This window comes from Plantactinospora sp. ZYX-F-223 (assembly GCF_039649625.1).
Classification (GTDB): Bacteria; Actinomycetota; Actinomycetes; order Mycobacteriales; family Micromonosporaceae; genus Plantactinospora.
The window spans coordinates 165,174-189,385 of the sequence record NZ_JBDJAV010000012.1; the positions used below are offsets into that span (position 1 = coordinate 165,174).

The 24,212-nt window shown below is 73.7% G+C and carries 23 protein-coding genes; all 23 read left to right on the top strand.

Features of this window, described 5'->3' with window-relative positions; translation table 11 throughout:
- Window positions 1-224: 224 nt before the first annotated feature.
- Complete coding sequence (locus tag AAH979_RS14760) at window positions 225-491, top strand: acyl carrier protein (protein WP_203870081.1); 267 nt, start codon at window positions 225-227, stop codon at window positions 489-491.
- Between the two features lie 58 nt (window positions 492-549).
- On the top strand, window positions 550-1,794 hold the full coding sequence (locus tag AAH979_RS14765; RefSeq protein WP_346258654.1) for a beta-ketoacyl-[acyl-carrier-protein] synthase family protein: 1,245 nt from the start codon (window positions 550-552) through the stop codon (window positions 1,792-1,794).
- Complete coding sequence (locus AAH979_RS14770; protein WP_346258655.1) at window positions 1,791-2,933, top strand: beta-ketoacyl synthase N-terminal-like domain-containing protein; 1,143 nt, start codon at window positions 1,791-1,793, stop codon at window positions 2,931-2,933. Before AAH979_RS14765 ends, AAH979_RS14770 begins: the two co-directional genes overlap by 4 nt.
- Window positions 2,933-3,901 carry a beta-ketoacyl synthase N-terminal-like domain-containing protein gene (locus AAH979_RS14775; protein WP_346258656.1) on the top strand — a complete coding sequence of 323 codons (969 nt, stop codon included), beginning with the start codon at window positions 2,933-2,935 and terminating at the stop codon, window positions 3,899-3,901. The genes AAH979_RS14770 and AAH979_RS14775 overlap by 1 nt, the downstream gene beginning before the upstream one ends.
- On the top strand, window positions 3,901-4,821 hold the full coding sequence (locus AAH979_RS14780; RefSeq protein ID WP_346258657.1) for an alpha/beta hydrolase: 921 nt from the start codon (window positions 3,901-3,903) through the stop codon (window positions 4,819-4,821). The genes AAH979_RS14775 and AAH979_RS14780 overlap by 1 nt, the downstream gene beginning before the upstream one ends.
- Window positions 4,818-5,807 carry a thioesterase gene (locus tag AAH979_RS14785; protein WP_346258658.1) on the top strand — a complete coding sequence of 330 codons (990 nt, stop codon included), beginning with the start codon at window positions 4,818-4,820 and terminating at the stop codon, window positions 5,805-5,807. Before AAH979_RS14780 ends, AAH979_RS14785 begins: the two co-directional genes overlap by 4 nt.
- Window positions 5,804-6,979 carry a beta-ketoacyl synthase N-terminal-like domain-containing protein gene (locus AAH979_RS14790; protein WP_346258659.1) on the top strand — a complete coding sequence of 392 codons (1,176 nt, stop codon included), beginning with the start codon at window positions 5,804-5,806 and terminating at the stop codon, window positions 6,977-6,979. Before AAH979_RS14785 ends, AAH979_RS14790 begins: the two co-directional genes overlap by 4 nt.
- Complete coding sequence (locus AAH979_RS14795) at window positions 6,976-8,115, top strand: beta-ketoacyl synthase N-terminal-like domain-containing protein (RefSeq protein ID WP_346258660.1); 1,140 nt, start codon at window positions 6,976-6,978, stop codon at window positions 8,113-8,115. The genes AAH979_RS14790 and AAH979_RS14795 overlap by 4 nt, the downstream gene beginning before the upstream one ends.
- Window positions 8,109-9,035 (top strand): SDR family oxidoreductase, encoded by a 927-nt coding sequence (locus tag AAH979_RS14800; protein ID WP_346258661.1) that lies wholly within the window; start codon window positions 8,109-8,111, stop codon window positions 9,033-9,035. Before AAH979_RS14795 ends, AAH979_RS14800 begins: the two co-directional genes overlap by 7 nt.
- Window positions 9,036-9,049: 14 nt before the next feature.
- Entirely contained in the window at window positions 9,050-10,165 is a 1,116-nt protein-coding gene (locus AAH979_RS14805; RefSeq protein ID WP_346258662.1) for a beta-ketoacyl synthase N-terminal-like domain-containing protein, read from the top strand.
- Between the two features lie 18 nt (window positions 10,166-10,183).
- Entirely contained in the window at window positions 10,184-11,911 is a 1,728-nt protein-coding gene (accD, locus tag AAH979_RS14810) for an acetyl-CoA carboxylase, carboxyltransferase subunit beta (protein ID WP_346258689.1), read from the top strand.
- Entirely contained in the window at window positions 11,904-12,596 is a 693-nt protein-coding gene (locus AAH979_RS14815; RefSeq protein WP_346258663.1) for an acetyl-CoA carboxylase biotin carboxyl carrier protein subunit, read from the top strand. Before accD ends, AAH979_RS14815 begins: the two co-directional genes overlap by 8 nt.
- A gap of 11 nt (window positions 12,597-12,607) precedes the next feature.
- Complete coding sequence (locus AAH979_RS14820; protein WP_346258664.1) at window positions 12,608-14,020, top strand: acetyl-CoA carboxylase biotin carboxylase subunit; 1,413 nt, start codon at window positions 12,608-12,610, stop codon at window positions 14,018-14,020.
- Window positions 14,013-14,276, top strand: coding sequence for an acyl carrier protein (locus AAH979_RS14825; RefSeq protein WP_346258665.1), 264 nt, complete (start codon window positions 14,013-14,015; stop codon window positions 14,274-14,276). Before AAH979_RS14820 ends, AAH979_RS14825 begins: the two co-directional genes overlap by 8 nt.
- Window positions 14,273-14,656 carry a 3-hydroxyacyl-ACP dehydratase FabZ family protein gene (locus AAH979_RS14830; RefSeq protein WP_346258666.1) on the top strand — a complete coding sequence of 128 codons (384 nt, stop codon included), beginning with the start codon at window positions 14,273-14,275 and terminating at the stop codon, window positions 14,654-14,656. The genes AAH979_RS14825 and AAH979_RS14830 overlap by 4 nt, the downstream gene beginning before the upstream one ends.
- Window positions 14,653-15,147, top strand: coding sequence for a beta-hydroxyacyl-ACP dehydratase (locus tag AAH979_RS14835; RefSeq protein ID WP_346258667.1), 495 nt, complete (start codon window positions 14,653-14,655; stop codon window positions 15,145-15,147). Before AAH979_RS14830 ends, AAH979_RS14835 begins: the two co-directional genes overlap by 4 nt.
- A 171-nt stretch (window positions 15,148-15,318) precedes the next feature.
- Window positions 15,319-16,065, top strand: a complete 747-nt coding sequence (gene fabG / locus AAH979_RS14840) for a 3-oxoacyl-[acyl-carrier-protein] reductase (RefSeq protein WP_346258668.1) — start codon at window positions 15,319-15,321, stop codon at window positions 16,063-16,065.
- Between the two features lie 32 nt (window positions 16,066-16,097).
- On the top strand, window positions 16,098-16,823 hold the full coding sequence (locus AAH979_RS14845) for a DsbA family protein (protein WP_346258669.1): 726 nt from the start codon (window positions 16,098-16,100) through the stop codon (window positions 16,821-16,823).
- A 101-nt stretch (window positions 16,824-16,924) separates the two neighbouring features.
- On the top strand, window positions 16,925-18,763 hold the full coding sequence (locus tag AAH979_RS14850; RefSeq protein ID WP_346258670.1) for a fatty acyl-AMP ligase: 1,839 nt from the start codon (window positions 16,925-16,927) through the stop codon (window positions 18,761-18,763).
- 5 nt (window positions 18,764-18,768) lie between these two features.
- Window positions 18,769-20,622: an acyl-CoA dehydrogenase family protein gene (locus AAH979_RS14855; protein WP_346258671.1), complete on the top strand. Its 1,854-nt coding sequence runs from the start codon at window positions 18,769-18,771 to the stop codon at window positions 20,620-20,622.
- Window positions 20,619-22,340: an acyl-CoA dehydrogenase family protein gene (locus tag AAH979_RS14860; RefSeq protein WP_346258672.1), complete on the top strand. Its 1,722-nt coding sequence runs from the start codon at window positions 20,619-20,621 to the stop codon at window positions 22,338-22,340. Before AAH979_RS14855 ends, AAH979_RS14860 begins: the two co-directional genes overlap by 4 nt.
- A 32-nt stretch (window positions 22,341-22,372) precedes the next feature.
- On the top strand, window positions 22,373-22,642 hold the full coding sequence (locus tag AAH979_RS14865) for an acyl carrier protein (protein ID WP_346258673.1): 270 nt from the start codon (window positions 22,373-22,375) through the stop codon (window positions 22,640-22,642).
- Entirely contained in the window at window positions 22,639-24,147 is a 1,509-nt protein-coding gene (locus tag AAH979_RS14870) for a condensation domain-containing protein (protein WP_346258674.1), read from the top strand. Before AAH979_RS14865 ends, AAH979_RS14870 begins: the two co-directional genes overlap by 4 nt.
- The last annotated feature ends 65 nt before the right edge of the window (window positions 24,148-24,212 follow it).

Below are 24,212 nucleotides of genomic sequence, written 5' to 3' on the forward strand. Positions count from 1 at the left end.
ACCGCGCTAGTCGGAAATCCGGCGGTCGGACCGGATATGGCGGACCGCCCGTCGCCATATAGGAGAAATATAGTCGCGGCTCACAGACTCGGGACAGTACCGCGATCCGATGGTGCCGCCAGACGGCGGAGCGGCAAACGGTATCGGGCTAAGAGGCGCACGGCGCCGCCGGCCAGAGGTAGCCATCGAGATATTCACTCAACCGATCCGTTTCTGGAGGCGACATGACCAGCACGACCCCGACCACCAGCACCGACATCGACCGCGAGCAGGTCAAGGAGATCGTCTGCGAGATTCTGGAAATCGACGCCGACGAGGTCACCGAGACCAGTCTCTTCAAAGAGGACCACGGTGCGGACTCGCTGCTGGCGATCGAAATTCTCGCGGCGCTGGAGCGGAATCTGCACGTCACCATCGACCAGGCGGAACTGAGTCGAATGGTGAATCTCCAGGGCGTTTACGCCGTCGTCGGCGAGGCGTCGAACGCCTGAGCGCGTCGCGCGGACGGCGGAGTCGGGTCGGAAGACTACAGGTGAGTGAGGCGCGATGATGAGCGTTCTGCCAGGCGATGCTCGATCGCCCCGCCGGGTGGTCGTCACCGGGCTCGGCGTGGTGACCAGCATCGGGATCGGGGTCGAGGAGTTTCTCGCCGGGCTGCGGGCCGGTCGGAGCGGGGTCAAGCCGATCACCGCGTTCGACACGACCGGGTTCGCACACGCCAACGGGTGCGAGATCACCGACTTCGACCCGGCCCGCTGGCTGCACCACGTCGACCCGGCGCAGCTCGGCCGGGCGAGCCAGCTCTCGGCCGCCGCCGCCGGCATGGCGGTCGCGGACGCGGGCATGTCCGTCGAGGCGCTGCGGTCCCGCCGCGCGCTGGTGTCGGTGGGGACCACGGACGGTGAATCCCACGACCTCGACCAACTGGTCGGGGTGCAGGTCGACCGGGGTGCCGAGCACTTCGACCCGGTCGTGGCGCGTCGGGTCCCCGCCGGCCGCCTCTCGTCGAGCATCGTCGCCGAACTCGGGCTGACCGACGTCGAGGCGGTGACGATCCCGACCGCCTGCGCGGCCGGCAACTACGCGGTCGGGTACGGCTTCGACGCGATCCGCAGCGGCGACGTGGAGGTGGCCCTCTGCGGCGGCGCCGACGCGCTGTGCCGGAAGACCTTCACCGGCTTCTACCGGCTCGGCACCATCGCCCCGGAGGCATGCCAGCCGTTCGACCGCAACCGCAAGGGCATCCTCACCGGTGAGGGCGCCGGCATCCTGCTGATGGAGAGCCTCGACTCGGCGCAGGCCCGGGGCGCCCGGATCTACGCGGAGGTGCTCGGCTACGGGCTCAACTGCGACGCGTACCACCCGGTCGCGCCGGACCGGAACAGCATCGCCCGCTGCATCGAGCTGGCCCACCGCAACGCCGGGGTGAAGCCGGGCGACATCGACTTCATCTCCGCGCACGGCACCGGGACCAAGGCGAACGACGTGACCGAGGCCGGCGCCATCCGGCAGGTCTTCGGGCAGCGCCCGCCGCGTACGGTCTCGATCAAGGGGATGATCGGGCACACCATGGGGGCGGCGAGCGCCCTCGCCTCGGCGGCCTGCGCCCTGGCCATCACCCACAAATTCATCCCGCCGACCATCAACCACGTCGAGACCGACCCCGAGTGCGGGCTCGACTGTGTACCGAACGTGGCCCAGGACGCCGACCTGCGGGTGGTGCAGAACAACGCGCTCGCCTTCGGCGGCAACAACGCGGTGCTGATCCTCGGCAGGTACGAGGTGACGCCATGACCGCGCTGGTGGTGGGGATGGGCGCGGTGGCCAGCATCGGCGGCAACACCGTCGAGTTCTTCGACTCGCTCTGCGCCGGCTACAGCGGGCTGGCCGAACTGCGCGGCTTCGACCGCAGCCGGTACCGGGCACAGCACGCGTACGAGATCGACGACCGGCCGGGGCCGGGCTGCGACGAGACCCTGCGGGCCAGCCGGTGGCTGGAGCAGGCGGTCGCCGCCGCGCTGGCCGACGCCGGCCTCGACGACGACCTCGGCGACACGCCGGTACTGATCGGCACCACGCTGCGCGAACTGCGGTCGGTCGAGCTGAGCTGGCGGGACGGCGTCCCGTTCGACGTACGCGACCTGCACTTCGGCAGCGCGCTGCGGAAGCGGTTCGGCGCCACCAACACGCACACGGTGGCGAACGCCTGCTCGGCCTCGCTCTACGCCCTCGGGCTCGGCATGGACCTGCTGGCGATCGGCGCCGCCGACACCGTGGTGGTGGCCGGGGTCGACACCATCACCGAGAGCACCTACGGGCTGCTGGACCGCTGTTACCCGGAGGCGCCCGCACAGGTGCGGCCGTTCGACCGGGACCGCCGGGGCATGCTCCAGGGCGAGGGTGCGGTGGCCGTGGTGCTGCGCCGGGAGGCGGACGGCCCCGGTGCCGGGCACCGGCACGCGCGGGTCCGGGGCGTGGCGATGAACTGCGACGCCTACCACCCGTCGGCGCCGGACGCCAAGAACATCGCGCTGGTCACCCGGGAGGCGCACCGCCGGGCCGGGGTGGAACCGGCCGAGGTCGACCTGCTGATGCTGCACGGCACCGGGACGGCGCTGAACGACGAGGCCGAGGCGCAGGCCGTCCGGGAGGTCTTCTCCGGGGTGGCGCCCTCGCCGTACATGACCGCGATCAAGTCGATGACCGGGCACACCGCCGGCGCCTCCGGGCTGCACAGCCTGGTGGTGGCGGTCGAGGCGCTGCGCTCCGGGGTGGTGCCGCCGATCCTCGGCCTGGACAACCCGATCGACGAGGTCGACGGCTTCCGACTGGTACGCGAGCACGCCGAGCTGGCCACCCTGCGGGTCGCCCAGGTGGACTCGTTCGGCTTCGGCGGGCTGAATGCCGTCGCGATCGTGGAGAAGGTGTCCTGATGGCTCCGGTCGACGTGGTGGTCAGCGGGGTGGGCGTGGCGGTCTCCGGGATCGCCGGCCCCGACGACCTGCTCCGGCGTACCCCGGCCGGTGCCGACGGGGACGACCCGACCCGCCGCCTGGTCGGCAAGGGGCTGCGCTACAAGGACCGGGCCACCCGGCTCGCGCTCTGCGCCGGCCGGGACGCGCTGGCCGACGCCGGGCTGCTCGGCGACCCGGGCCTGACCGTCCCCGGCGAGACCGTCGGCGTGGTGGTCAGCTCCAACTACGGCAACGTCGACACGGTATGCGACACGGTGTCGACCATCGCCGCGGAGACCTACGTCGGGCTGAGCCCGATGGCCCTGCCGGCCACCGCCAGCAACGTGATCGCGTCCTGGCTGGCGATCTGGTTCCGGCTGCGCGGCGCCAACCTGACCATGTGCAACGGCCCGACCTCCGGGCTGGACGCGGTCAACTGGGGCCGGCTGCTGGTGCTGGCCGGCCGGGTGGACCGGGTGCTGGTGGTCGGGGTCGAGCCGGCGAACGCGCCGGTGCGGCACCTGGTCAGCGGTGGTCGCAGCAACGGCGAGGACGACCTGCGGCTCTTCGACGGTGCCGCCGCGCTGGTGCTGGAGTCGGCGGAGTCGGTGCGGGACCGGGGCGTCGAGGCGCTCGCCGAACTCGGCCCGTACGCCCGCAAGGCGGACCAGCCGGCGGCGGTGGCGGCGATCCGGCGTACCGACCCGCGACCGGTGGACATGTGGTTCGGCGCCGGGGCGGGTGGACCGGCCGGGGTGACCGAGCGGACCAGCCACGACCTGACCGCGTACCACGGGCACTGCTCCGGGGCGCTCGGCGTGCTCCAGTGCGTCGCCGGCACCGCGTGGCTGAACGGGCACGACCGGGGCGCCGTACTGGCCACCGCCGACGGCGAGGGCTCGGACGCGGCGGCGGCGCTGCTGCTGACCGCCGGTGGAGGCCGGTGATGAGCATCTCCGCGCCGCCGAGGACGGACCGTGCCGGGTCGCCCGGGACCGGGGTACCGGTCCGGTGCCGCCGGCCCGGTGTCGGTGTGCGGCCGGTACGCACCCTGCTGCTGCATGGCCTGGGCAGCAGCCGGGGCGTCTGGGACCGCTTCGAGTCGCGGGCGCCGGAGTGGCTGGAGCTGTGGGACGCCGAGCTGCCCTGGGCGAGCGTCGGCGACACCGGCTGGAGCCACCGGGCCGACGCCACCGGCTGGGCGGCACGGGCGCTGGCCGGGGTCCCCGACGGCGCCGACCTGGTGGTCGCGCACTCGTTCGCCGCGAACACCCTGCTGGAACTGCTCGGCCGGGTCGGCGCGGCGACGGAGCCGGAGAGCGTCCGGCCGGCGATGGCGATGGCTCCGGCGGCCACGGCCGCGGTGCCGCTGCCCCGGGCGGTGGTGCTGGTCTCGCCGTTCTACCGGCCGGCCGCCGACGACTTCGACTGGGCGGCGATCGACTTCTATCTCAACCACTTCCACCGGATTCTGGAAGAGGGGATCCGGGTCAGTGCCCCGGCCGGGCTGCCCGCCGAGGTACGTGCCGCGATGGGCGAGCGGGTCCGGGAGCGGATCGGCCCGTACGGCTGGATGCGCTTCTTCGACGCGTACCTGCGTACCCCCTTCCTGCCCGTCGCCGACCTGGCGCTGCCGCTGCTGGTGATCGCTGGCGACGGCGACTTCGCCGCTCGGCCCGGTGACGGGCGGGCGCTGGCCGACGCCGCACCCGCCGGCCGGTACGCGCTGCTCACCGACTGCGGCCACTTCGCGATGGCCGAGCACCCCGACCGGTTCGCCGCCCTGGTGGCGGACTTCGCCCACCCGCTGTCGGCCCCGACGCAATCTGCGGAACCGATCCTCGACACACATCTGGAGCGCACGTGAACTCGACGACCCTGGCACCCCGCCCCGTCTCCGAACCAGCCGCGGACGGCGTGACCCGTGTGGAGCTGCGGCCCCGGTACGAGGGGTCCAACATCTGCACCTGGATCGGCTTCAAGCACGTCAACTACCTGGTGGAGGAGGCCGTCCTCGACCACCTGCGGCAGCGCGGCTTCGCCCCCGGCGGGCTCTACGAGCGGCACGGCCTCTGCGTCGACGTCGTCGACATCGACAGCCGGATCACCCACGCCTTCCACATCGACGACGTGGCGACGGCCGAGGTCCGGCCGCTGCCCGGGGAGGCGCTCGCCTTCGCGGTGGAGATCTCGGTCAACGGCACCCCGCCGATCAAGGCGGTCAGTGCCAAGGTCCGGGTGGAGCTGCGGCTCGACCCGCACGGGCACCCGGCGGAGCCGGCGCCGGCCGAGCTGGCCCCGTACACGGTGGCGCGGCTGGGCCAGGCGCCGGTCAAGGTGAGCCAGCCGGCCGCCGCCGGCCCGGCGCCCGATGGCGACCTGCTGGCCGCGCTCACCGCCGGCCGCAACGCGTACGCCTGGAAGTGGCGGATCCCGTACTTCTACTGCCACTTCACCGAGCGGATGCAGATGTCCGGCTACCTGCGGCAGATGGAGGAGGTCGTCGACCTCTTCCTGGCCGACCGGAACGTCTCGATCAAGCGGCTGCTGGACGAGCAGGACTGGATCCCGGTGGTGCCGCACTCCCGGATCACGCTGCTGGACGAGGCGCGGATGGAGGAGGACCTCTACACCGTCTTCACCGTCGAAAACGTCTTCAAGCGGCTCACCTACACCTCGCGGATGGACTGCTACGTGCTCCGCGACGGCATCCTGGTGCCGACCGCCACCGGCAAGATCACCCACGGGTACGCGGTGATCGAGAACCGCCGCGACTGGAGCCTGGTGGACTTCGACGACCGTCTCGCCAGCGCGCTGGAAGGCACGCCGGCTGCTCCGAGTACGCGTCGATGACCGGCGTCGCCATCACCGGCCTCGGTGTCGTCACGTGCCACGGCAGTGGTACGCGCGCCCTCTGGGACGCGATGATGGCGGCACCGGTTACCGACCCGGGTCCCGTGCCGGACCCGTACGCGAACATGGACGTGCCGGTGGTGCAGGGCGTCCCCGACGCCGACCTCCCGGCGCAGTCGGAGGCGCTCGCCCGGACCTCCCGGCTGGCGCTCCGCGCGGTCGACGAGGCCATCGCCGACGCCGGCCTGCCGCTGGGCGGAGCGGCGACGGCGGGGCCCCGGATCGGGCTGGCCCTGGGCACCTGCATGGGTGACGCGAGCCTGCACGAGCAGTGGCGGGCGGACGGCGGCAAGCCGGCCGCCCGGTTCACCACGGCGCTCGGCGTCGCCTCGGAGGTCGCCGACCGGCTCGGGCCGCTGAGCGTCGCCACCACGATCAGCAACGCCTGCGCGGCCGGCGGCTTCGCCCTCGGTGCCGCGGCCGACCTGGTCCGCTCCGGCGAGGCGGACGTGGTGCTGGCGGTCGGTGCGGACGCGTACAGCCGGGTGATGCTGGCCTGCTTCAACCGGATGGGCGCGGTGGACCCGGTCCGGTGCCGCCCGTTCGACCTGCACCGCGGGGGTACGTCGTTCGGCGAGGCCGCCGGCGCCCTGGTGGTCGAGTCGGAGGAGCACGCCCGGGCCCGGGGCGCGACCGTGCACGCCGTGGTGGAGGGCTCCGGCTGGACCTGCGACGCCTACCACCTGACCGCGCCGGAGCCTGCGGGCACCCAGATCATCCGGGCGATGCGGGCCGCGCTGGCGGAGACCGGTGCCGACTGGGACCGGATCGGCTGCGTTCTGCCGCACGGCACCGGCACCCAGCTCAACGACGTGGTGGAGAGCCGGGCGCTCAACGAGGTGCTCGGCGCCGACGTGCCGCTCTACAGCCTCAAGGCGCTGATCGGGCACACCGGCGGGGCGGCGGCCGCGGTCGCCGCGGTGGCGGCGGCGCTGATCCTGCGGCACCGGACCGTGCCGCCGAACGTGCCGATCGCCGAGCAGGACCCGGAGTGCCGGGTCTGGCTGCCGCAGGGCATGGTCACCCCGCTCGGATCCGATCGGATCATGGTCAACGGGTACGCCTTCGGCGGCAACAACGTGTCGCTGGTGCTCGCGGGGGCCGGCGGATGAGCCGGGACGGGATCGGGGTCGTCGGCCGGCCACCCGGGACGGGTGCACCGCCGGGGCAGCTCGACAGCGCGCCGGGCGGGACTCCGCCGGCCGGCGCCGGGCCGGGCCGGAGCGCCGCGCTCGACCGTGCGCCGGGTCCGGTGCCGTCGGTCGGGCGGGTGGCGGGCCGGATGCCGCCCGCCGGTCAGGTCGTGGTCACCGGGATAGGCGTCTGCGCGCCGTCGGTGGAGCGGCCGGCGGCCGACGGGGCCTGGTTCGACGTCCGCACCCAGCTCGGCCGGCGCGGTTACAAGTACCTGCCGGCGGCCTGCCAGTACCTGCTGGTGGCCGGGCGGCACGCCCTCGACGACGCCGGCGACTGCCTCGACGGTGCGGCCGAGCAGGACCGGGGCGTGGTGGTCGGCACCAACAACGGGGTGGCGGCGTTGCACGACGAGCAGGACCGCACCGTGATCGCCGAGCACGCCAGCGAGCTGAGCCCGGTCACCGCGCCGTACGGCGCGGTCAACGTGCTGACCAGCCGGCTGTCGATGGAGCACGGGTTCACGGGGATCAGCCTGACGCTGATCTCGCCGCTGGTCGCCGGCCTGGAGTCGGTGCAGGTCGGGGCGCGGGCCTTCGCGGCCGGCCGCGCCACCCTGCTGCTCGCCGGCGCGATGGAGCAGGCGGTGCCGGCGCCCGAGGCGGCGGCACCGGAGGAGGGCGCGGTGGTGCTGGTGCTGGAGCCGCCGGAGCAGGCGGAGGCGCGCGGCGCCACCGGCTACGGCCGGTGCGCGGTCCGCACCCTGCTGCTGCCGCCGCACGGGCTCGGCGCCCGGGCGGCCCGGGAGCGGGCCGTGGCCGTGGTCCGGGAGGCGGCGCTGAGCCTCGGTGCCGACCAGGTCCCGGTCTACGCGCTGCTGGACGACTCGGCGGTCAGCGAGCTGGTGGCCGGGGCGGTGCCGGCCGCCGTCGGCCCGGTGCGGGACACCGGCCCGCCCACTGCCGGCAGCCTCACCCCGATGCTCCGGCTGGCCGACCGGCTGCGTGCCGCCGACGGGGACAGCCTGCTGGTCACGGCGGCCGGCACCGGGAACGTGGCGATGGTCCGGATCTGGCGGACGGCCGGATCGACGAGAAGGAGCGCGGGATGCTGATTCCCCTGGAAGGCACGTGGAGTCTGCTGCTGGGCGCGTCCAGCGGCATGGGGCGGGCGACCGCGCTGGCACTGGCCCGGGAGGGCGGCAACGTCATCGGGGTGCACCTGGACATGGGCGAGCGGGCCCAGGCGGCCAAGGCGCTCGAAGCGGAGCTGCGCGGGTACGGCGTACAGGCGCACCTCTTCAACGTCAACGCGTCCAGCCGGTCCGCCCGGGCGCAACTGCTGCCCACCATCGCCGAGCTGACCGGCCCGCGCGGGCTGCACGTCGTACTGCACTCGCTGGCGTTCGGGTCGCTGCTGCCGTACCTGCCGCGCACCGGCTGGGACAAGACGCTGGGCCAGCGGCAGCTGGAGATGACCGTCGACGTGATGGCGCACAGCCTCGTCTACTGGGTGCAGGAGCTGATGGCGGCGAAGCTGCTGCACCGGGGCGCCAAGGTGTACGCGATGACCAGCTCCGGCGCCACCTCGGTGATGCCGAGCTACGGCGCGGTGTCGGCCGCCAAGTGCGCGCTGGAGTCGCACGTCCGGCAGCTCGCCTGCGAACTCGCCCGGTACGGCGTCGCCGTGAACGCGCTCTGCGCCGGAGTCACCGTCACCCCGGCACTGGAGCGGATCCCGGAGCACACCCAGTTCGTCGCCCAGGCCGCCGCCACCAACCCGCACGGCCGGCTCACCCGGCCCGAGGACGTGGCCGAGGCGATCCTGCTGCTGTCCCGCACCGACTCGTCCTGGATCACCGGCAACACGATCGGGGTCGACGGGGCCGAGAACATCGCCGGGATTCCGGCCTGGAGTCCCCGGCACGCCGAGGCGGTCGAGCCGGACGTGGCGGTCGAGCCGAACGGAACGGCCGAGCCGAACGGAACGGCCGAGCCGAACGGGACGCCGGTCGCGACGCCGGCCGCGGTCTGAGGGGAGAAGGACAGATGACCGTCACCACCATCGCCGCGGACGAGCTGGTGCTCTCCGGCTGGTCGGCCGCGTCGGCGTTCGGGCTCGGCGCCGACCGGTTCACCGCCGGCCTGCGGGCCGGGACCGGTGCGGTGACCGCGCTGGACCGGGACGTCTGGCCCGGACCGTACGACCGGGCCGGGCTGATCCCCGGCTTCGACGTCGCCGAGGTGCTCGGCAAGAAGGGCACCCGGTCGATGGACCGGGCCACCGGGATCGCCGTGGCCACCGTCGGGATGCTGCTCGACCGGTACGGCCGGGAGCGGCTGGGCGAGCCCGAGCGGCTCGGCCTGGTGCTGGGTACCAACTCCGGCAGCGTGCAGAGCATCATGGACTTCACCCGGGAGTCGCTGACCGGGGCGAAGCCGTTCCACGTCGACCCGGCGCGCTTCCCGAACACGGTGATGAACCGCGCCGCCGGACAGAGCGCGATCTGGTACGGGCTGAAGGGCCCGAACACCACCATCGCGGGCGGCTCGCTGACCGGCCTGCTGGCGCTGAACTACGCCGTACGGCTGCACCGGTGTGGGCACAGCGAGCCGGTGCTGTGCGGCGCGGTCGAGGAGTACTCGGTGCAGCGCGGCTGGCTGGAGTGGCACGCCCGGTCCCGGGACGGCGCCGCCCCGGCCGACGGCGCGACGCCGCTCGGCGAGGGGTGCGCGATCTTCCTGCTCGAGTCGTACTCCAGTGCGGTCCGGCAGCAGCGCCAGCCGCTGGCGGCGGTCCGGGGCTCCCGGTTCCTCGCCTTCGCCGACCCGTCGGCGGTCCGCACGGTGCTGGCCCGTGCGGTCGCGGAGGCGCTCGCCGGAGCCGGCCTGAGCCCCGCCGACGTGACCGTGCTGGCGGCCTCGGACAGCGGCGACGAGTTCGGCGTGCAGGAGGAGGCCGCCCTGGCCGACGTGCTGGGTGCGACCCGGCCGACCCGGGTGCACTGCCGGGCCCTGCTCGGCGACACCTCGGCGGCGTCGTCGGCGTTCCAGCTCGCCGGTGCGCTCGCCGAGCTTTCCGACCGCCCCGACGGCATCGCGCTGGTGACCGGGGTGGACCGGGACGGCCAGGTCGGCGCCACCCTGCTCGGCGCGGTGGGCTGAGCCGTGGGTACCTCCACACTGGACCTGATCAACGGGCTGCCGGACGGCGTGTGGCGGCCGTGCCCGCGCTGCGCGGCGCTGCTGCACCGGGACCGGCTGGCCCGGGCGATGCACACCTGCCCGGAGTGCGGCCACCACCTGCCGCTGCGCGCCGAGGACCGGATCGCGCTGCTGGTCGACCCGGACAGCTTCGTGGAGCACGACGCCGACCTCGCCGCCGCCGACCCGCTGGAGTTCACCGACCGGATGCCGTACCCGCAGCGGCTGGCCCGGGCCCGGGCCAGGACCGGCCGGGCCGACGGCGCGGTACTGGGCCTGGCGACCATCGGCGGCCACCGGGTCGCGCTGGTCGTGCTCGACTTCGCCTTTCTCGGCGGCAGCATGGGCTCGGTGGTCGGCGAGAAGGTCGCCCGGGCCGCCGAGACCGCGCTGGACCACGGGGTGCCGCTGGTCGCGGTGAGCGCCTCCGGGGGCGCCCGGATGCAGGAGGGCGTCCTCTCCCTGTTGCAGATGGCCAAGACCGCCGCCGCGATCCGGCTGCTCCGGGACGCCGGGGTGCCGTACGTCAGCGTGCTCACCGACCCGGTGTACGGCGGGGTGGCCGCCTCCTTCGCCAGCCTCGGTGACGTGATCATCGCCGAGGAGGGGACCCGGGCCGGTTTCGCCGGGCCCCGGGTGATCGAGCAGACGATCCGGCAGCCGCTGCCGGCGGGCTTCCAGACCGCCCGCTTCCTACACGAGCACGGCCACGTCGACCTGGTGGTACGCCGTCAGGAGCTGCGCGGCGTGCTGGCCCGGCTGGTCGGCTTCGGCGCGGCGGCCGGCAGCTCCGCCGGGAGCCCGGTCGCGGTCGCCGGACGCCGGCCGTCCCGTGCCCCCGGGCACGACGACCGGCCCGAGCGGTCGGTGGACGCCTGGACGGCGGTGGGCCGGGCCCGGGCCGCCGACCGGCCGACGGTGCGGCAGCACATCGACCGGATCTTCGGCGACTTCGTCGAGCTGCACGGCGACCGCTGGGAACGGGACGACTCGGCGATCGTCGGCGGGCTGGCCCGGCTGGGCGGTACCCCGGTGGTGGTGGTCGGGCACGCCAAGGGCCGGGACACCAAGGAGAACGTGGCGAACAACTTCGGCATGCCACACCCGGCGGGCTACCGCAAGGTGATGCGGCTGTTCGAGCTGGCGCAGCGCTGGGGCGTACCGGTGGTGACCCTGGTGGACACCCCGGGGGCGTACCCGGGACTGGCCGCCGAGGAGGGCAACCAGAGCGGCGCGATCGCCGAGACCCTGGCCCTGGCGGCCGGACTGCGTACCCCGGTGGTCGCGGTGATCACCGGCGAGGGCGGCAGCGGCGGCGCGCTGGCGCTGGCGGTCGCGGACCGGCTGCTGATCCAGGAGAACGGCGTCTTCTCGGTGATCAGCCCGGAGGGCTGCGCCGCGATCCTGTTCGGCGATGCCGGGCAGGCCCCGGTGGCCGCCCGCGCGCTGCGGCTGCGCGCCGAGGACCTCGGCCGGCTCGGTGTGGTCGACGAGATCCTGCCGGAGCCGCCCGGTGACCCGGAACGGGCCGCCGGACTCGTCGCCGAGGCGGTGGGCCGGCTGCTGCGCCAGCTCGCCGGGGTCCCGGTCGAGGAACTGCTGGCCGCCCGCTACCGCCGGCTGCGCGGATACGGCGTGCTGGCCCCGGTCGGCGCCGCCACCGGCAGTCCGGTGACGGAACCCTGGAAGGAAGGCGCGCATGTCTGAGCAGGTCCGCGAACCGGCCGCCGTCCGGGCCGCGAACGGCACCGGGCCGGTGACCGCGAACGGCAGCGGAGTGCCCTCCGCCGAACCGGCGCTGCCGGCCGATGCCGCGATGGCCGATGCCGCGCTGGCCGACACTGCGCTGGCCGACACCGCGCCGTCCGATGCCGCGCTGGCCGACACTGCGCTGCGCAGCGCGGTACGGGCCGCCGCCGAGGTGGCGGAGCTGGTCCGTGATCCGGCGATCCGGCGGGTCCGGGTGACCGTGGCCGACGTCCGGATCGAGGTCGAGGGGGCCGAGGGAGGCCGGGAGGCGGTCGTCACCGTCACCGGCGAGGCGGCGTCGGCGCCCGGTGCGGCGCTGACCGGCGTGCCCGGCCCGGCCGTGGCGACGGTACCGGGTGCGGCCGCGACCGCCGTCGACGCGGCGGTCGCCCCGCCGGCCGGCACCGTGCCGGTGACCGCGCCGCTGATGGGGGTCTTCTACCGCCGCCCCGGCCCGGACCAGCAGCCCTTTGCCGAGGTCGGCCAGCGGGTCGAGGCCGGCGACCAGGTCGCGATCGTGGAGGCGATGAAGATGATGAACCCGGTCCTCACCGACCGGGGCGGGATCGTCCGGGCCGTGCACGTCACCGACGGCGAGGTCGTCGAGTACGAGCAGCCGCTGCTCAGCATCGAGCCGGGCTGAGGCGGGCGGACATGGTCAACCGGGTACTCATCTGCAACCGGGGCGAGATCGCCGTCCGGATCATCCGCGCCTGCCGCGATCTCGGACTGGAAAGCGTGCAGGTCTATTCCTCCGCCGACCGGGACAGCCTGGCGGTGCAGCTCGCCGACCAGGCCGTACACATCGGACCGGGGCCGGTCGCCCGCAGCTACACCAACATCCCGGCCATCCTCTACGCCGCCGCCAAGTCCGGCGCCGACGCGGTGCACCCGGGCTGCGGCTTCGTCTCCGAGGACCCGGTCTTCGCCGCCTCCTGCCGGGGCGTCGGGCTCACCTTCGTCGGCCCGGCCGCCGAGCACATCGCGTTGATGGGCGACAAGGTGGCGGCCCGGGCGGCGATGCGGGCCGCCGGCGTACCGGTACTGCCGGGCTCGGACGGCACCGTCGACTCCCTCGGCGACGCGGTGACGGTGGCCGGCGAGATCGGCTTCCCGCTGATCATCAAGGCGGTGGCCGGTGGCGGCGGCCGGGGCATCGCGGTGGTGCACCAGGCCGAGGACCTGCCGCTGGCGTACGAGACGACCCGGGCGGCCGCGCGGAGCCTCTTCGCCGACGACCGGGTCTACCTGGAGCGCTACCTGCCGGCTGCCCGGCACATCGAGGTGCAGGTGCTGGCCGACGGGTACGGCACCGTGCTGCACCTGGGCGAGCGGGACTGCTCGGTCCAGCGCCGGCACCAGAAGCTGGTCGAGGAGTCCCCGTCTCCGGCGCTCGACCCGCGGCTGCGCGAGCGGCTCTGCGCGGCGGCGGTGGCCGGCGCCCGGGACATCGGCTACGTCAGCGCCGGCACCTTCGAGTTCCTGGTCGCGCCGGACGGTGCGGCGTACTTCATGGAGATGAACACCCGGCTCCAGGTCGAGCACCCGATCACCGAGGTACGTACCGGGATCGACATCGTCGGCTGGATGATCCGGATCGCCGCCGGGGAGAAGCTGGACCTGACCCAGTCGGACGTCCGGTTCGAGGGGCACTCGATCGAGGCGCGGATCAACGCCGAGGACGTCGACCGGGACTGGGCCGGTTCGACCGGCCGGCTGCACGGGCTGCGGATGCCGGCCGGGCCCGGCGTACGGGTGGACAGCCACCTCTACGACGGCTACGTCGTACCACCGTTCTACGACTCGCTGCTGGCCAAGGTCGTCACGCACGGCGCCACCCGGGAGGAGGCGCTGCGCCGGCTGGACCGGGCGCTGGCCGAGTACCGGTCGGCGGGGGTGACCACCAACGTCGACTTCCACCGCCGGCTGCTGCGCCATCCCGGCTTCCGCTCCGGCGACTACCAGCTCGGCGTCGTCGAGTCCGTGCTCGCCGAGCCAACCCCGGGCGACGACGCCCGCGGGGAGGACCACGAGATCCACACCGAAAGGACGGAAAGTCATGTCTGACCAGCTCACCACGGGGCTCGACAAGGAAGACCTCCGGCAGCTCATCGCCGACACCATCGACGTCGACCTCTCCGACGTCACCGACGACGCGCACTTCGTCAACGACCTGGAGGTGGACTCCCTGATGGCCCTGGAGATCACCGTCCGGCTGGAGAAGCGGTACGGCATCAAGATGGAGGAGAGCGAGCTGATCGCGGTCAGCACGCTGGACAGCACCTACCAGCTCCTCGACACCAAGCTGCGGGGCGGGTCGTGACGCCGCGCTGCGCACCCCTGGCCGACCAGGTCGAGCTGGTCGAGGCCGACGAGACCTGGGCGGTGGCGACCGCGAAGGTGGATCCCGGTGACCCGGTCTTCGCCGGGCACTTCCCGGGCTTTCCGGTGCTGCCCGGCGTGTACCTGGTCGAACTGGTCGGCCAGACCGTCCGGGCGGCGCTGGGCGAGCGCTACCGCCCCGAACTTGCCGCGATGGACCGGTGCCGCTTCCTCAGTCCGGTCGCCCCGGGCGACGAACTGCGGATCGAGGCGGCGCTGTCCTGGTCCGGGCCGGAACTGCGCTGTACAGCCAAGATCAATACAGGTCGCGGTCCGGCCGCCGAACTGCGCCTGCGCTACCGACCGGAGGAGATCCGATGATCGGGGTTGCCGGGATCAGGAAAGTGATACCCCAGCGGTATCCGATCCTGCTGCTCGACCGGGTGGTCGAGCTGGTGCCGGGTGAGCGGCTGGCCGCGCTCAAGGCGGTGAGCTGTAGCGAGGCCTGCTACGAACGGCTCGGCGAGACGTCCGCGGACCGCGACTACGCGTACCCGTCGACGCTGATCGTCGAGTCGTGGGCCCAGGCGGCGGTGCTGCTGGCGAGCTGGGATACCCCCAACCCGGACGTGCTGGCCGGGATGGTGGTGCTGGCCGGGTCGATCAGCAATGTCACCTTCGGCAACCCGGTCTACCCCGGTGACGTCCTCGAACACCGGATCCGGCTGGTCAAGGTCGTCGGCGAGACGAGGATCCTCGAGGGCGAGACCGTGGTGGGCGGCGAGACGGTGATGCGGCTCGGCCAGTTCGTCCAGACCCTGCGCCCGCTGGACGCGTTGCGCCCGGCGAGCCCGACCCCGGTCACGGTGTGAGGAGTGCTGGCATGAGCGAGCGTAGCGAGCGAATCGGTGGGCTCAGTGCGGTGGTGCCTCATGGCGGCACGGAGCGAAGCGGAGTGCCGACATGAGCGAGCGTAGCGAGCGAATCGGTGGGCTCAGTGCGGTGGTGCCTCATGGCGGCACGGAGCGAAGCGGAGTGCCGACATGAGCGACAACGGACGACGGGTCGCCCTGGTCAGCGGCGGATCCAGGGGCATCGGCCGGGCGGTGGTGAGCCGGCTGGCCGCCGACGGCTTCGACGTGGCCTTCTGCTTCCAGTCCAATGCGGAGGCGGCGGAACTGGCGGCCAAGGCCGCCCGCGAGGCGGGGGCCCGGGTGCTGGCCCGGCAGGTCGACGTGGTGGACCTGGCGCAGGTACGCGACTTCGTCACCGCCACCGAGGACGAGCTGGGCCCGATCGACGCGGTGGTGACCGTCGCCGGGGTGACCCGGGACCGGCCGCTGGTGCTGATGGGCGACGACGAGTGGCACAGCGTGCTGCGGACCAACCTGGACGGCACCTACACGGTGTGCCGGTCCGCGGTCTTCGCGATGATGAAGCGGCGGCGCGGCTCGGTGGTGACGCTCTCCTCGGTGGCCGGGGTGGCCGGCAACGCCGGGCAGACCAACTACTCGGCGTCCAAGGCCGGGATCATCGGCTTCACCAAGGCGCTGGCCAAGGAGATGGGCCGGTACGGCATCCGGGCCAACGTCGTCGCACCCGGCTTCATCGAGACCGACATGACCGCAGGGCTCTCCCCGGCGGTCACCAAGGAGATGCTGGGCCGGATCCCGCTGGGCCGGTTCGGCCGGGCGGAGGAGACCGCCGACCTGGTCGGCTTCCTCGTCTCGGACCGGGCCTCCTACGTCACCGGGCAGGTCTTCCAAGTCGACGGCGGCATCGCGCTGTAGCGCGCCGCCCCGAAGCACCCGAGGAGTTTCCCATGGCGGTGCGCCGCACCCCACGGTTCTACTTCAGCCTGCGCAGCCCGTACTCCTGGCTCGCCTACCGGGACCTGCACCAGCGGTATCCGGAGCTGGTGCCCGAGCTGGACTGGGTACCGTTCTGGGAGCCGGACGAGCGCAGTTCGCGGCTGCTGGCCGAGGCCGGCGGCGAGTTCGTCTACACCGCGATGTCCCGGGCCAAGCACCTCTACGTGCTCGCCGACGTCCGGCGGCTCACCGCCGAGCGCGGGCTGACGTTGCGCTGGCCGGTCGACCGGGAGCCGGTCTGGGAGATCCCGCACCTGGGCTACCTGGTGGCGGCGCGGCATGGCGCCGGGCCGGCGTACCTGGAGCGGGCGTACCGGGCCAGGTGGGTCCAGGGGCGGGACATCTGCGACCGGTCCACGGTCGCCGAGATCGCCGCCGACCTCGGGCTCGACCCGGCCGAGGTCTCCGGGGCGGCGGACGATCCCGAGGTACGCCACCAGGGCGTCGGGGCGCTGCTCGACATCTATCGCGACGGCGTCTTCGGGGTGCCGTTCTTCGTGCACGGCCTCGACCGGTTCTGGGGGGTGGACCGGCTGGCCGCGTTCGCCGCCTCGGTGGCCGCGAAGCGCCGTCCCGCCGAGCCGACGCAGGTGCCGGGAGACGGGTCGGCACCGGAGCCGGCGCTGGTGGGTGCGCCGGGCCGGACCGACGAGGGGCATGCCGGCGGCTGCGGCTGAGCCCGCCGATATAGCCCGAATATGGACGTCGATCGTACGGTCTGCCACGGAAACGCCGATGGCGCGGTGGATGCCGTACCGGAGAAGCCGGGGAAGCAAACGTGTCCGAGTGGGGAAGCATCGTCGAGGCGGTCCGGCACAACGTGGCCGGATCGCCGGAACGGCAGGCGGTGGTGTTCTGCCGTGGTGCGGGGGAGCGGTTCGTCGAGTCGTCCCTGACGTACGCCGAACTCGACCGGGTGGCCCGGTCGACGGCGGCCTGGCTGGGCCGGCGCTGCCGGCCGGGTGACCGGGCGCTGCTGCTCTATCCGACCGGGTTGGAGTTCGTGGCCGGCTTCCTGGGCTGCCTGTACGCGGGCGTGATCCCGGTGCCGGTGCCGCTGCCGGCGAACTACCGGCACCACGCCGACCGGACCAGCGCGATCGCCCGGAACGCGGACGTGGCGGTGGTGCTGACCGATCCGGGTAACCTGCGGGCGGTCGACGACTGGATGCTCCAGGAGGGACTGGACCACCTGGCCTTCGCGGCGACCGACCTGGACGCCCCGGGCGTGCTCACCGGCGCGGCCGACTCGGCCGGGGCGGAGCCGACCGACGGTGCCGGGCCGGTGGCGGACGGGTGGCTGCCGTATCCGGCCCGCCCGGACGACATCGCGTTCCTCCAGTACACCTCGGGGTCGACCAGCGACCCGAAGGGCGTGATGGTCACCCACGGCAACGTGCTGCACAACATCGGTTCGGTGCACCGCACCCTCGGCTGGACCGACCAGACCCGGTTCTGTAGCTGGCTGCCGCTCTATCACGACATGGGCCTGATCGCGATGCTGATCGCGCCGCTGCTGCTCGGCAGCACCGCCGTGCTGATCCGGCCCAACGACTTCCTCAAGCGGCCGCACCTGTGGCTGGAGGCGATCGACCGGTACGGCGCCGAGGTGGCCTGCGCGCCGAACTTCGCGTACGACCTCTGCGCCCGGCTGCTCACCGATGAGCAGATCGCCGGGCTGGACCTGTCCCGCTGGCGGTACGCCTGCAACGGCGCCGAGCCGATCGACCCGGCCACCCTGGAGCGGTTCGCCGCCCGGTTCGCCCCGGCCGGGTTCCGCTACGAGTCGTTCCTGCCGACGTACGGGCTGGCCGAGGCGACGCTCTGCGTCACCGGGGCCCGCCCGGCCGGCGCCCCGGTCACCGCGTACGTCGACCCCGACGAGCTGGCCCGGGACGTCTTCGCCCCGCTGCCCGCCGGTACGCCCGACGGGCTGGCCCTGGTCGGCAGCGGCCGGGTCAACGCGCTGGACGTACGGATCATCGACCCGACCACCTCCACGGTGCTGCCGGACGGCCGGGTCGGCGAGGTGTGGATCCGGGGCGGCAGCGTGACCCGGGGCTACTGGGCGGACCCGGAGGCGACCCGGCGGGCCTTCGGCGCGGTGACCGCGGACGGCGACGGCGGCTTCCTGCGTACCGGTGACCTCGGCACCCTCGACGACGGCGAGCTGTACGTCACCGGCCGGATCAAGGAAATGATGATCGTGCACGGCCGCAACCTCTACCCGCACGACGTGGAGCGCGAGGTCCGGGAGGTGGCCGAGGCGTTCGCCGGGCTGCCCTGCGCGGTCTTCTCGGTGCCGGCGCCCCGGGAGGAGATCGTGGTGGTCCAGGAGCTGCGCACCCGGAGCCGGGACGCCGCCGAGATCGCCGGGCTGGCCGGTGCGGTCAAGTCGACGCTGAGCCGGATCCTCGGCCTCCGGGTGGCGAACGTCGTCTTCGTCCGGGTCGGCCAGGTCCGGCGTACCACCAGCGGAAAGATCCAGCGCACCATGATGCGGGAACTCTTCGTCTCCGGCGTGCTGGACACGACGTACGAGGATCTCGATCCGGAGATCCGGGACCGCTACCGGGCGGCGCGCACCGCGCTGCCGGTGCCGGCCGGGCGGGGGTGACCGGGATGCGCTATCCCGCCTTCGCCCTCGCCGAACACCTCGACCACGGCCTCGGCGACCCGCACGACCCGGCCCGGGTGGCCTCGTTCGCCCGCTGCGTCGAGCTGGACGCCGGGGAGGAGTTCCCGGCGGAGATCTGCGCCGAGCTGGACCGGCTCGGGCTGCCCCGCTGGTACGTGCCGGCCGAGTTCGGCGGCGAGCTGCGCAGCTACGAGGAGCTGCTGCACGCGGTACGCATCCTGGCCCGCCGGGACCTGACCGTCGCGATCGGACACGGCAAGACCTACCTCGGCGCGGTCTCCGCCTGGGTGGGCGCCACCCCGGAACAGGCCCGCCGGGTCGGTGCCGAGGTGCTCGCCGGCAGCGTCATCTCGCTGGCGCTGACCGAGCGGGAGCACGGCAGCGACCTGCTCGCCGGTGAGGTCTCGGCGGTGCCGACCGGCGCCGGCTACCGGGTCGACGGCGAGAAGTGGCTGATCAACAACGCCAGCCGGGCGGACCTGGTCTGCGTACTGGCCCGGACCGAGCCGGCCGGCGGCACCCGGGGGTTCAGCCTGTTGCTGGTCGACAAGCGGCGGCTCGCCCCCGGTACGTTCCGCTGCCTGCCCAAGGAGCGCACCCACGGGGTACGCGGCGCGGACATCAGCGGGATCGCCTTCGCCGGCGCCGAGGTGCCGGCCGAGGCGCTGGTCGGTGCGGCCGGCGCCGGCCCGGAGATCGTGCTGAAGAGTGTCCAGCTCACCCGCACCATGTGCGCGGCGATGTCGCTCGGCCTGGCCGACCAGGCGCTGCGGCTGGTCCTCGACTTCGCCACCGGGCACCGGCTGTACGACCGGCCGCTGGTCGACCTGCCGCACGCGAACCGTACCCTCACCGAGGCGTACGTCGACCTGCTGATCGGCGAGGCCACCAGCGTGCTGACCGCGCGCGGCATCCACGCCACCCCCGGCGAGCTGAGCGTCACCTCGGCGGTCGCCAAATACCTGGTGCCGACGATGATGGACCGGACCATCCCGCGACTCGGCCAGGTGCTCGGGGCCCGTGCCCTGCTCACCTCCGACCACGCCGACGGGCTGTTCCAGAAGATCGAACGCGACCACCGGATCGTCGGCATCTTCGACGGCAACACCCTGGTCAACCTGAACACCCTGGTGAACCAGTTCCCCGGCCTGGTCCGGGGCTACCGGCGCGGCGTGGTCGACCCGGGGCTGACCGACACGGTCGAGCTGATCCGCCCGCTGCCCGACTTCGACCGGAGCCGGCTCGCGCTGCTGTCCCGGACCGGGTGCAGCGTGGTGCAGCAGCTACCGGCCGCCGTCGCCGAGGTGCTGGAGCTGGTCGACGCCGGCATCGCCCCGCCGGCCCTGGCCGCCCAGGCCGAGACGCTGGCCGGGCTGGTCGACGGGCTGCACGAGCGGATGGCCGCGTACCGGCCGCAACCCCGGCAGGTGCCGGCCGAGGCGTTCACCATGGCCGGCGAGTACGCGCTCGCCTTCGCCGCCGCCGCCTGCCTGCACCTGTGGCTGCGCAACCGGCACTGGCTGGTCGACGGCCCGACCGCCCCGCTCTGGGCGGACGCCCGCTGGCTGCGCGCCTGCCTGCACCGGCTGATCGGGCAGCTCCGCCCGGCCACCGCGACCGGACCCGACGACGGCGAGGACTACGATCGGCTGCTGCCGGACCTGCGCGCCCAGCACCACGAGGGCCGCCTCTTCTCCCTGCTCCCGGCCCGGCTCGCCGAGGCGGGCCCGCAGACGCCCGAGGCGCCGCCCCGGCTCGCCGAGGCGGCCGGGCCGCCGTCCGAGTCTCCGGCGCGTCCCGCCGGGGCGGCCGCACAGCTTTCCGAGGTGGCCCGATGACCGTCGACACCGCCGCCGTGCCCGGCACGGCCCCGGCCCCCGCCGCCGAGCCGGACCTGGAGACGTACCTCGGAAACCCGCACGACCCGGCGAACCCGGTCGGCTATCCGGCGCTGCTCGCCGCCGACGAGCGCGGCGAACTGCTCGCCGACGGCGAGCGGGCGCTCGACGGGTACGGGCTGAACGCCGAGTTCGTGCCCCGGGCCCTGGGCGGCCGGTTCGACCGGGCCGACCGGCTGGCCCAGGTGCTGCGCGCGGTGTTCCGCCGGGACACCACTCTCGGCGTCGGCTACGGGGTCACCACCTTCATCGCCGCCACCCCGGTCTGGACCAGCGGCACCGCCGAGCAGCGGCGCTGGATGGCCGACCTGCTGCTGCGGCACGGCAAGGCGTCGGCCGGCTACAACGAGCTGGCGCACGGCACCGACTTCGGCCGGGCCGAGCTGCGGGCAGACCGCGCTGGCGACCACTTCGTGGTGACCGGTCGCAAGGAGATGGTCGGCAACCTGAGCCGGGCGGACGCGGTGACGCTCTTCGCCCGCACCGACGACCGGCCGGGCAGTCGCAGCCACTCGCACCTGCTGCTGGACATGGCCGCGCTGCCGGCGGCGCACCGCCGGCACCTGCGCCGCTACCGCACCGCCGGTGTCCGCGGAGTGCTGCTCGGCGGGCTGGAGTTCCTCGACTGCCCGGTGCCGGCCGACGCGGTCGTCGGGGAGCTCGGCGGCGCGATGGAGACGGTGCTGCGGGCGTTCCAGGTGACCCGGGGCGTGCTGCCCGGGATGGCCGTCGGGATCGTCGACACCCAACTGCGTACGGTGCTGCGGTTCGCCCTCGACCGCCGGCTGTACGGGCTGCCGGTGGCCGAGCTGCCGCACGCCCGGACCACCCTGGTCGACGGCTTCCTGGACCTGCTGATCAGCGACTGCCTGGCCACCGTGGTCGCCCGGGCCCTGCACGTGCTGCCGGACCAGACCAGTGTGTACAGCGCCGCCGTGAAATACCTGGTGCCGAAGATGTTGCAGGATGCGGCGCACCGGCTCTCGGTGGTGCTGGGCGCCCGGTCGTACCTGCGGGACGGCCCGTACGGGATCTTCCAGAAGAACCTGCGGGACCTGCTCGCCGCGACGCTCACCCACGCCAGCGCGGCGGTCTGCCAGGCGACGATCATCCCGCAGCTACCCCGGCTGGCCCAGCAGGGCTGGCGCTCGTCGCCGGCTGCGCCACCGGCGCTGTTCCGGCTCGCCGACCCGCTGCCCCCGCTGGACTTCGCCGGTATCGGGCTCTCCGCCCGGGGCGTGGACAGCCTGACCGCCACGCTGCGGGAGTACGGCGCCGGACCGGGTGCCGAGCCGGCGGTCGCCCGGCTCTGCGGGGTATTCACCGCCGAACTCGACCGGCTCGCCGGGGTCTGCGCCGACCTGCCGCCCCGGGACCGTACGGTGATCGCCGGCCGGCGCAGCTTCGACCTGACCGACCGGTACGCCACCGTGCTGGCCGCCGCCGCCTGCCTCGGGGTGTGGCGGCACAACCAGGACGCCCCGTTCCTGCGGGACACCCCGTGGCTGCTCGCCGCGCTGTCCCGGCTGGCCGGACGGCTGGGCATCGACCCGGGCGCGGCACCGGACGGGCTGGAGCGACACCTCTTCATCGAGCTGCTGGAGCGTCACCAGGACAACCGCAGCTTCGATCTCGTCAACCGGCGTCTGGCCGGCTGACCATCTCCGTCCGTACGCCTAAGGAGTGCACCATGTCCGGAACCATCCAAGACACGTCCGTCGACGCCATCCGTAGCTGGCTGGTCGGCCGGATCGCCTTCTACCTGCAACGGCCGGCCGAGGAGATCGACGCCGACGCGCCGCTGGTCGAGATCGGCCTCGACTCGGTGTACGCGATGACCCTGAGCGGGGATGTGGAGGAGCGGTTCGACCTCGAGGTGGAGCCCACGATGGCCTGGGACCACCCGAGCGTGAACGCCCTCGCCAACCACCTGCACGGCCTGCTGGGCACGCGGGGATGACCGTGCAGGGCATCCGCCCGGGCGGGTCGCCGGCCGGGTCGGGCCAGCCGCCGGCCGGGCCGGACGGAACGCTGTCCGGCCCCGGCCATCCACTCTCGGTCGGGCAGGAGGCGCTCTGGTTCCTCTACCAGCTCGCGCCGGAGAGCCCGGCGTACAACATCACGCTCGCCGTCCGGGTCCGGACCGCGCTGGACGTCGCGGCGCTGGGCCGGGCGGTCCACGCGCTGGTGGCCCGGCATCCCATGCTCGGCGCGGCCTTCGCCGAGGTCGACGGGGTGCCCCGGCAGTTCGTCCCGCCGCCCGGTGCCGCGGCAGCGGGCGGCTCCCGGTGGCTGGAGATCCGGGACGTTCCCGGCCGCACCGACGAGGCGCTGCTGGGGCTGGCCCGGTCGGTCGGCGAGGTGCCGTTCCGGCTCGGCGCCGGAGACGTCTTCCGGGTGGTGCTGCTGCGCCGCGCGCCCGACGACGCCGCCCTGGTGCTGGTCACCCACCACGTCATCAGCGACGCCACCTCGCAGTGGCTGCTGCTGCGCGACCTGCTGGCCGGCTACCGGGGGATCGCGGCCGGCGGCGCCCCGGACTGGGCGCCGCTGACCGCCAGCTTCCTGGACTACGTCGAGGCGGAGCGGGTATTACTCGACTCGCCCCGGCGGGACCGGCTGGAACGGTACTGGCGGAACCGCTGCACCGGGGTGTCGGCTGGGGCGATCCCGGTCGACCGGCCCCGGCCCGAGCGGCAGACCTTCGACGGGGCGACCCACCACCTGCGGCTCCCCGACGAACTGGCGGTCCGGGTCCGGGCGGCGGCCTCGGCGGCCGGGGTGACCCCGTTCGCGTTCCTGCTCGGGGTCTTCCAGGCCACCCTGTTCCGGTACGGCGGCCAGGACGACTTCGCGCTCGGCTGCCCGGTGGCGACCCGGCACGGCCGGGGGCTGCGGGACGTGGTCGGCTATCTGGTCAACACCCTGGTGTTGCGTTCGTCGTTCGCCTCCGGGGCCACCTTCGCCGATGCGGTGGCGGCGGCACACCGGGAACTCCTCTCCGGGCTGGGCCACGTCGGGTACCCGTTCCCGCTGCTGGACCGGATGCTCGGTGGGGCCCGGGGCACCAGCCGGTCGCCGCTGTTCCGGATCGCCTTCACGATGGTGGCGGCGGACCGGCTCGACCCCCCGCTGCCGCTGGTGCCGGAGGGCGCCGTGGTGGGCCCGGAGATCTCCTACGCCGGGCTGCGGTTGGCCGCGTTCGACGTACCGCAGCTTGAGGGGCAGTTCGACCTCAACGTGGAGCTGCGCCAGGCGGAGGATTCATTCACCGGTGCCTTCCGGTACAACACGGATTTGTTCGACGGTGCGACCATAGAGCGGCTTACCGGGCACTACCGCCGGCTGCTGGAGGCGGCCACCGCCGACCCGACGCGCCGGATCGACCGGGTCTCCCTTGTCGACAGCGCACAACTGGAACAACTGCTCGCGTTGGGTACCGGCGGAGTCTCGCCCGGGCGGTAACCGAGTGAACCGCCCGAAACCCGGGACACCTCAGGGTCGCCGGTCCGGGGGTTCTCAGGGTGGTA

Coding starts and splice junctions, on each gene's coding strand:
- AAH979_RS14760 (WP_203870081.1), top strand. CDS start 225: ATGACCAGCACGACCCCGACCACCAGCACCGACATCGACCGCGAGCAG.
- AAH979_RS14765 (WP_346258654.1), top strand. CDS start 550: ATGAGCGTTCTGCCAGGCGATGCTCGATCGCCCCGCCGGGTGGTCGTC.
- AAH979_RS14770 (WP_346258655.1), top strand. CDS start 1,791: ATGACCGCGCTGGTGGTGGGGATGGGCGCGGTGGCCAGCATCGGCGGC.
- AAH979_RS14775 (WP_346258656.1), top strand. CDS start 2,933: ATGGCTCCGGTCGACGTGGTGGTCAGCGGGGTGGGCGTGGCGGTCTCC.
- AAH979_RS14780 (WP_346258657.1), top strand. CDS start 3,901: ATGAGCATCTCCGCGCCGCCGAGGACGGACCGTGCCGGGTCGCCCGGG.
- AAH979_RS14790 (WP_346258659.1), top strand. CDS start 5,804: ATGACCGGCGTCGCCATCACCGGCCTCGGTGTCGTCACGTGCCACGGC.
- AAH979_RS14795 (WP_346258660.1), top strand. CDS start 6,976: ATGAGCCGGGACGGGATCGGGGTCGTCGGCCGGCCACCCGGGACGGGT.
- AAH979_RS14800 (WP_346258661.1), top strand. CDS start 8,109: ATGCTGATTCCCCTGGAAGGCACGTGGAGTCTGCTGCTGGGCGCGTCC.
- AAH979_RS14805 (WP_346258662.1), top strand. CDS start 9,050: ATGACCGTCACCACCATCGCCGCGGACGAGCTGGTGCTCTCCGGCTGG.
- AAH979_RS14815 (WP_346258663.1), top strand. CDS start 11,904: ATGTCTGAGCAGGTCCGCGAACCGGCCGCCGTCCGGGCCGCGAACGGC.
- AAH979_RS14820 (WP_346258664.1), top strand. CDS start 12,608: ATGGTCAACCGGGTACTCATCTGCAACCGGGGCGAGATCGCCGTCCGG.
- AAH979_RS14825 (WP_346258665.1), top strand. CDS start 14,013: ATGTCTGACCAGCTCACCACGGGGCTCGACAAGGAAGACCTCCGGCAG.
- AAH979_RS14835 (WP_346258667.1), top strand. CDS start 14,653: ATGATCGGGGTTGCCGGGATCAGGAAAGTGATACCCCAGCGGTATCCG.
- fabG (WP_346258668.1), top strand. CDS start 15,319: ATGAGCGACAACGGACGACGGGTCGCCCTGGTCAGCGGCGGATCCAGG.
- AAH979_RS14845 (WP_346258669.1), top strand. CDS start 16,098: ATGGCGGTGCGCCGCACCCCACGGTTCTACTTCAGCCTGCGCAGCCCG.
- AAH979_RS14855 (WP_346258671.1), top strand. CDS start 18,769: ATGCGCTATCCCGCCTTCGCCCTCGCCGAACACCTCGACCACGGCCTC.
- AAH979_RS14860 (WP_346258672.1), top strand. CDS start 20,619: ATGACCGTCGACACCGCCGCCGTGCCCGGCACGGCCCCGGCCCCCGCC.
- AAH979_RS14865 (WP_346258673.1), top strand. CDS start 22,373: ATGTCCGGAACCATCCAAGACACGTCCGTCGACGCCATCCGTAGCTGG.
- AAH979_RS14870 (WP_346258674.1), top strand. CDS start 22,639: ATGACCGTGCAGGGCATCCGCCCGGGCGGGTCGCCGGCCGGGTCGGGC.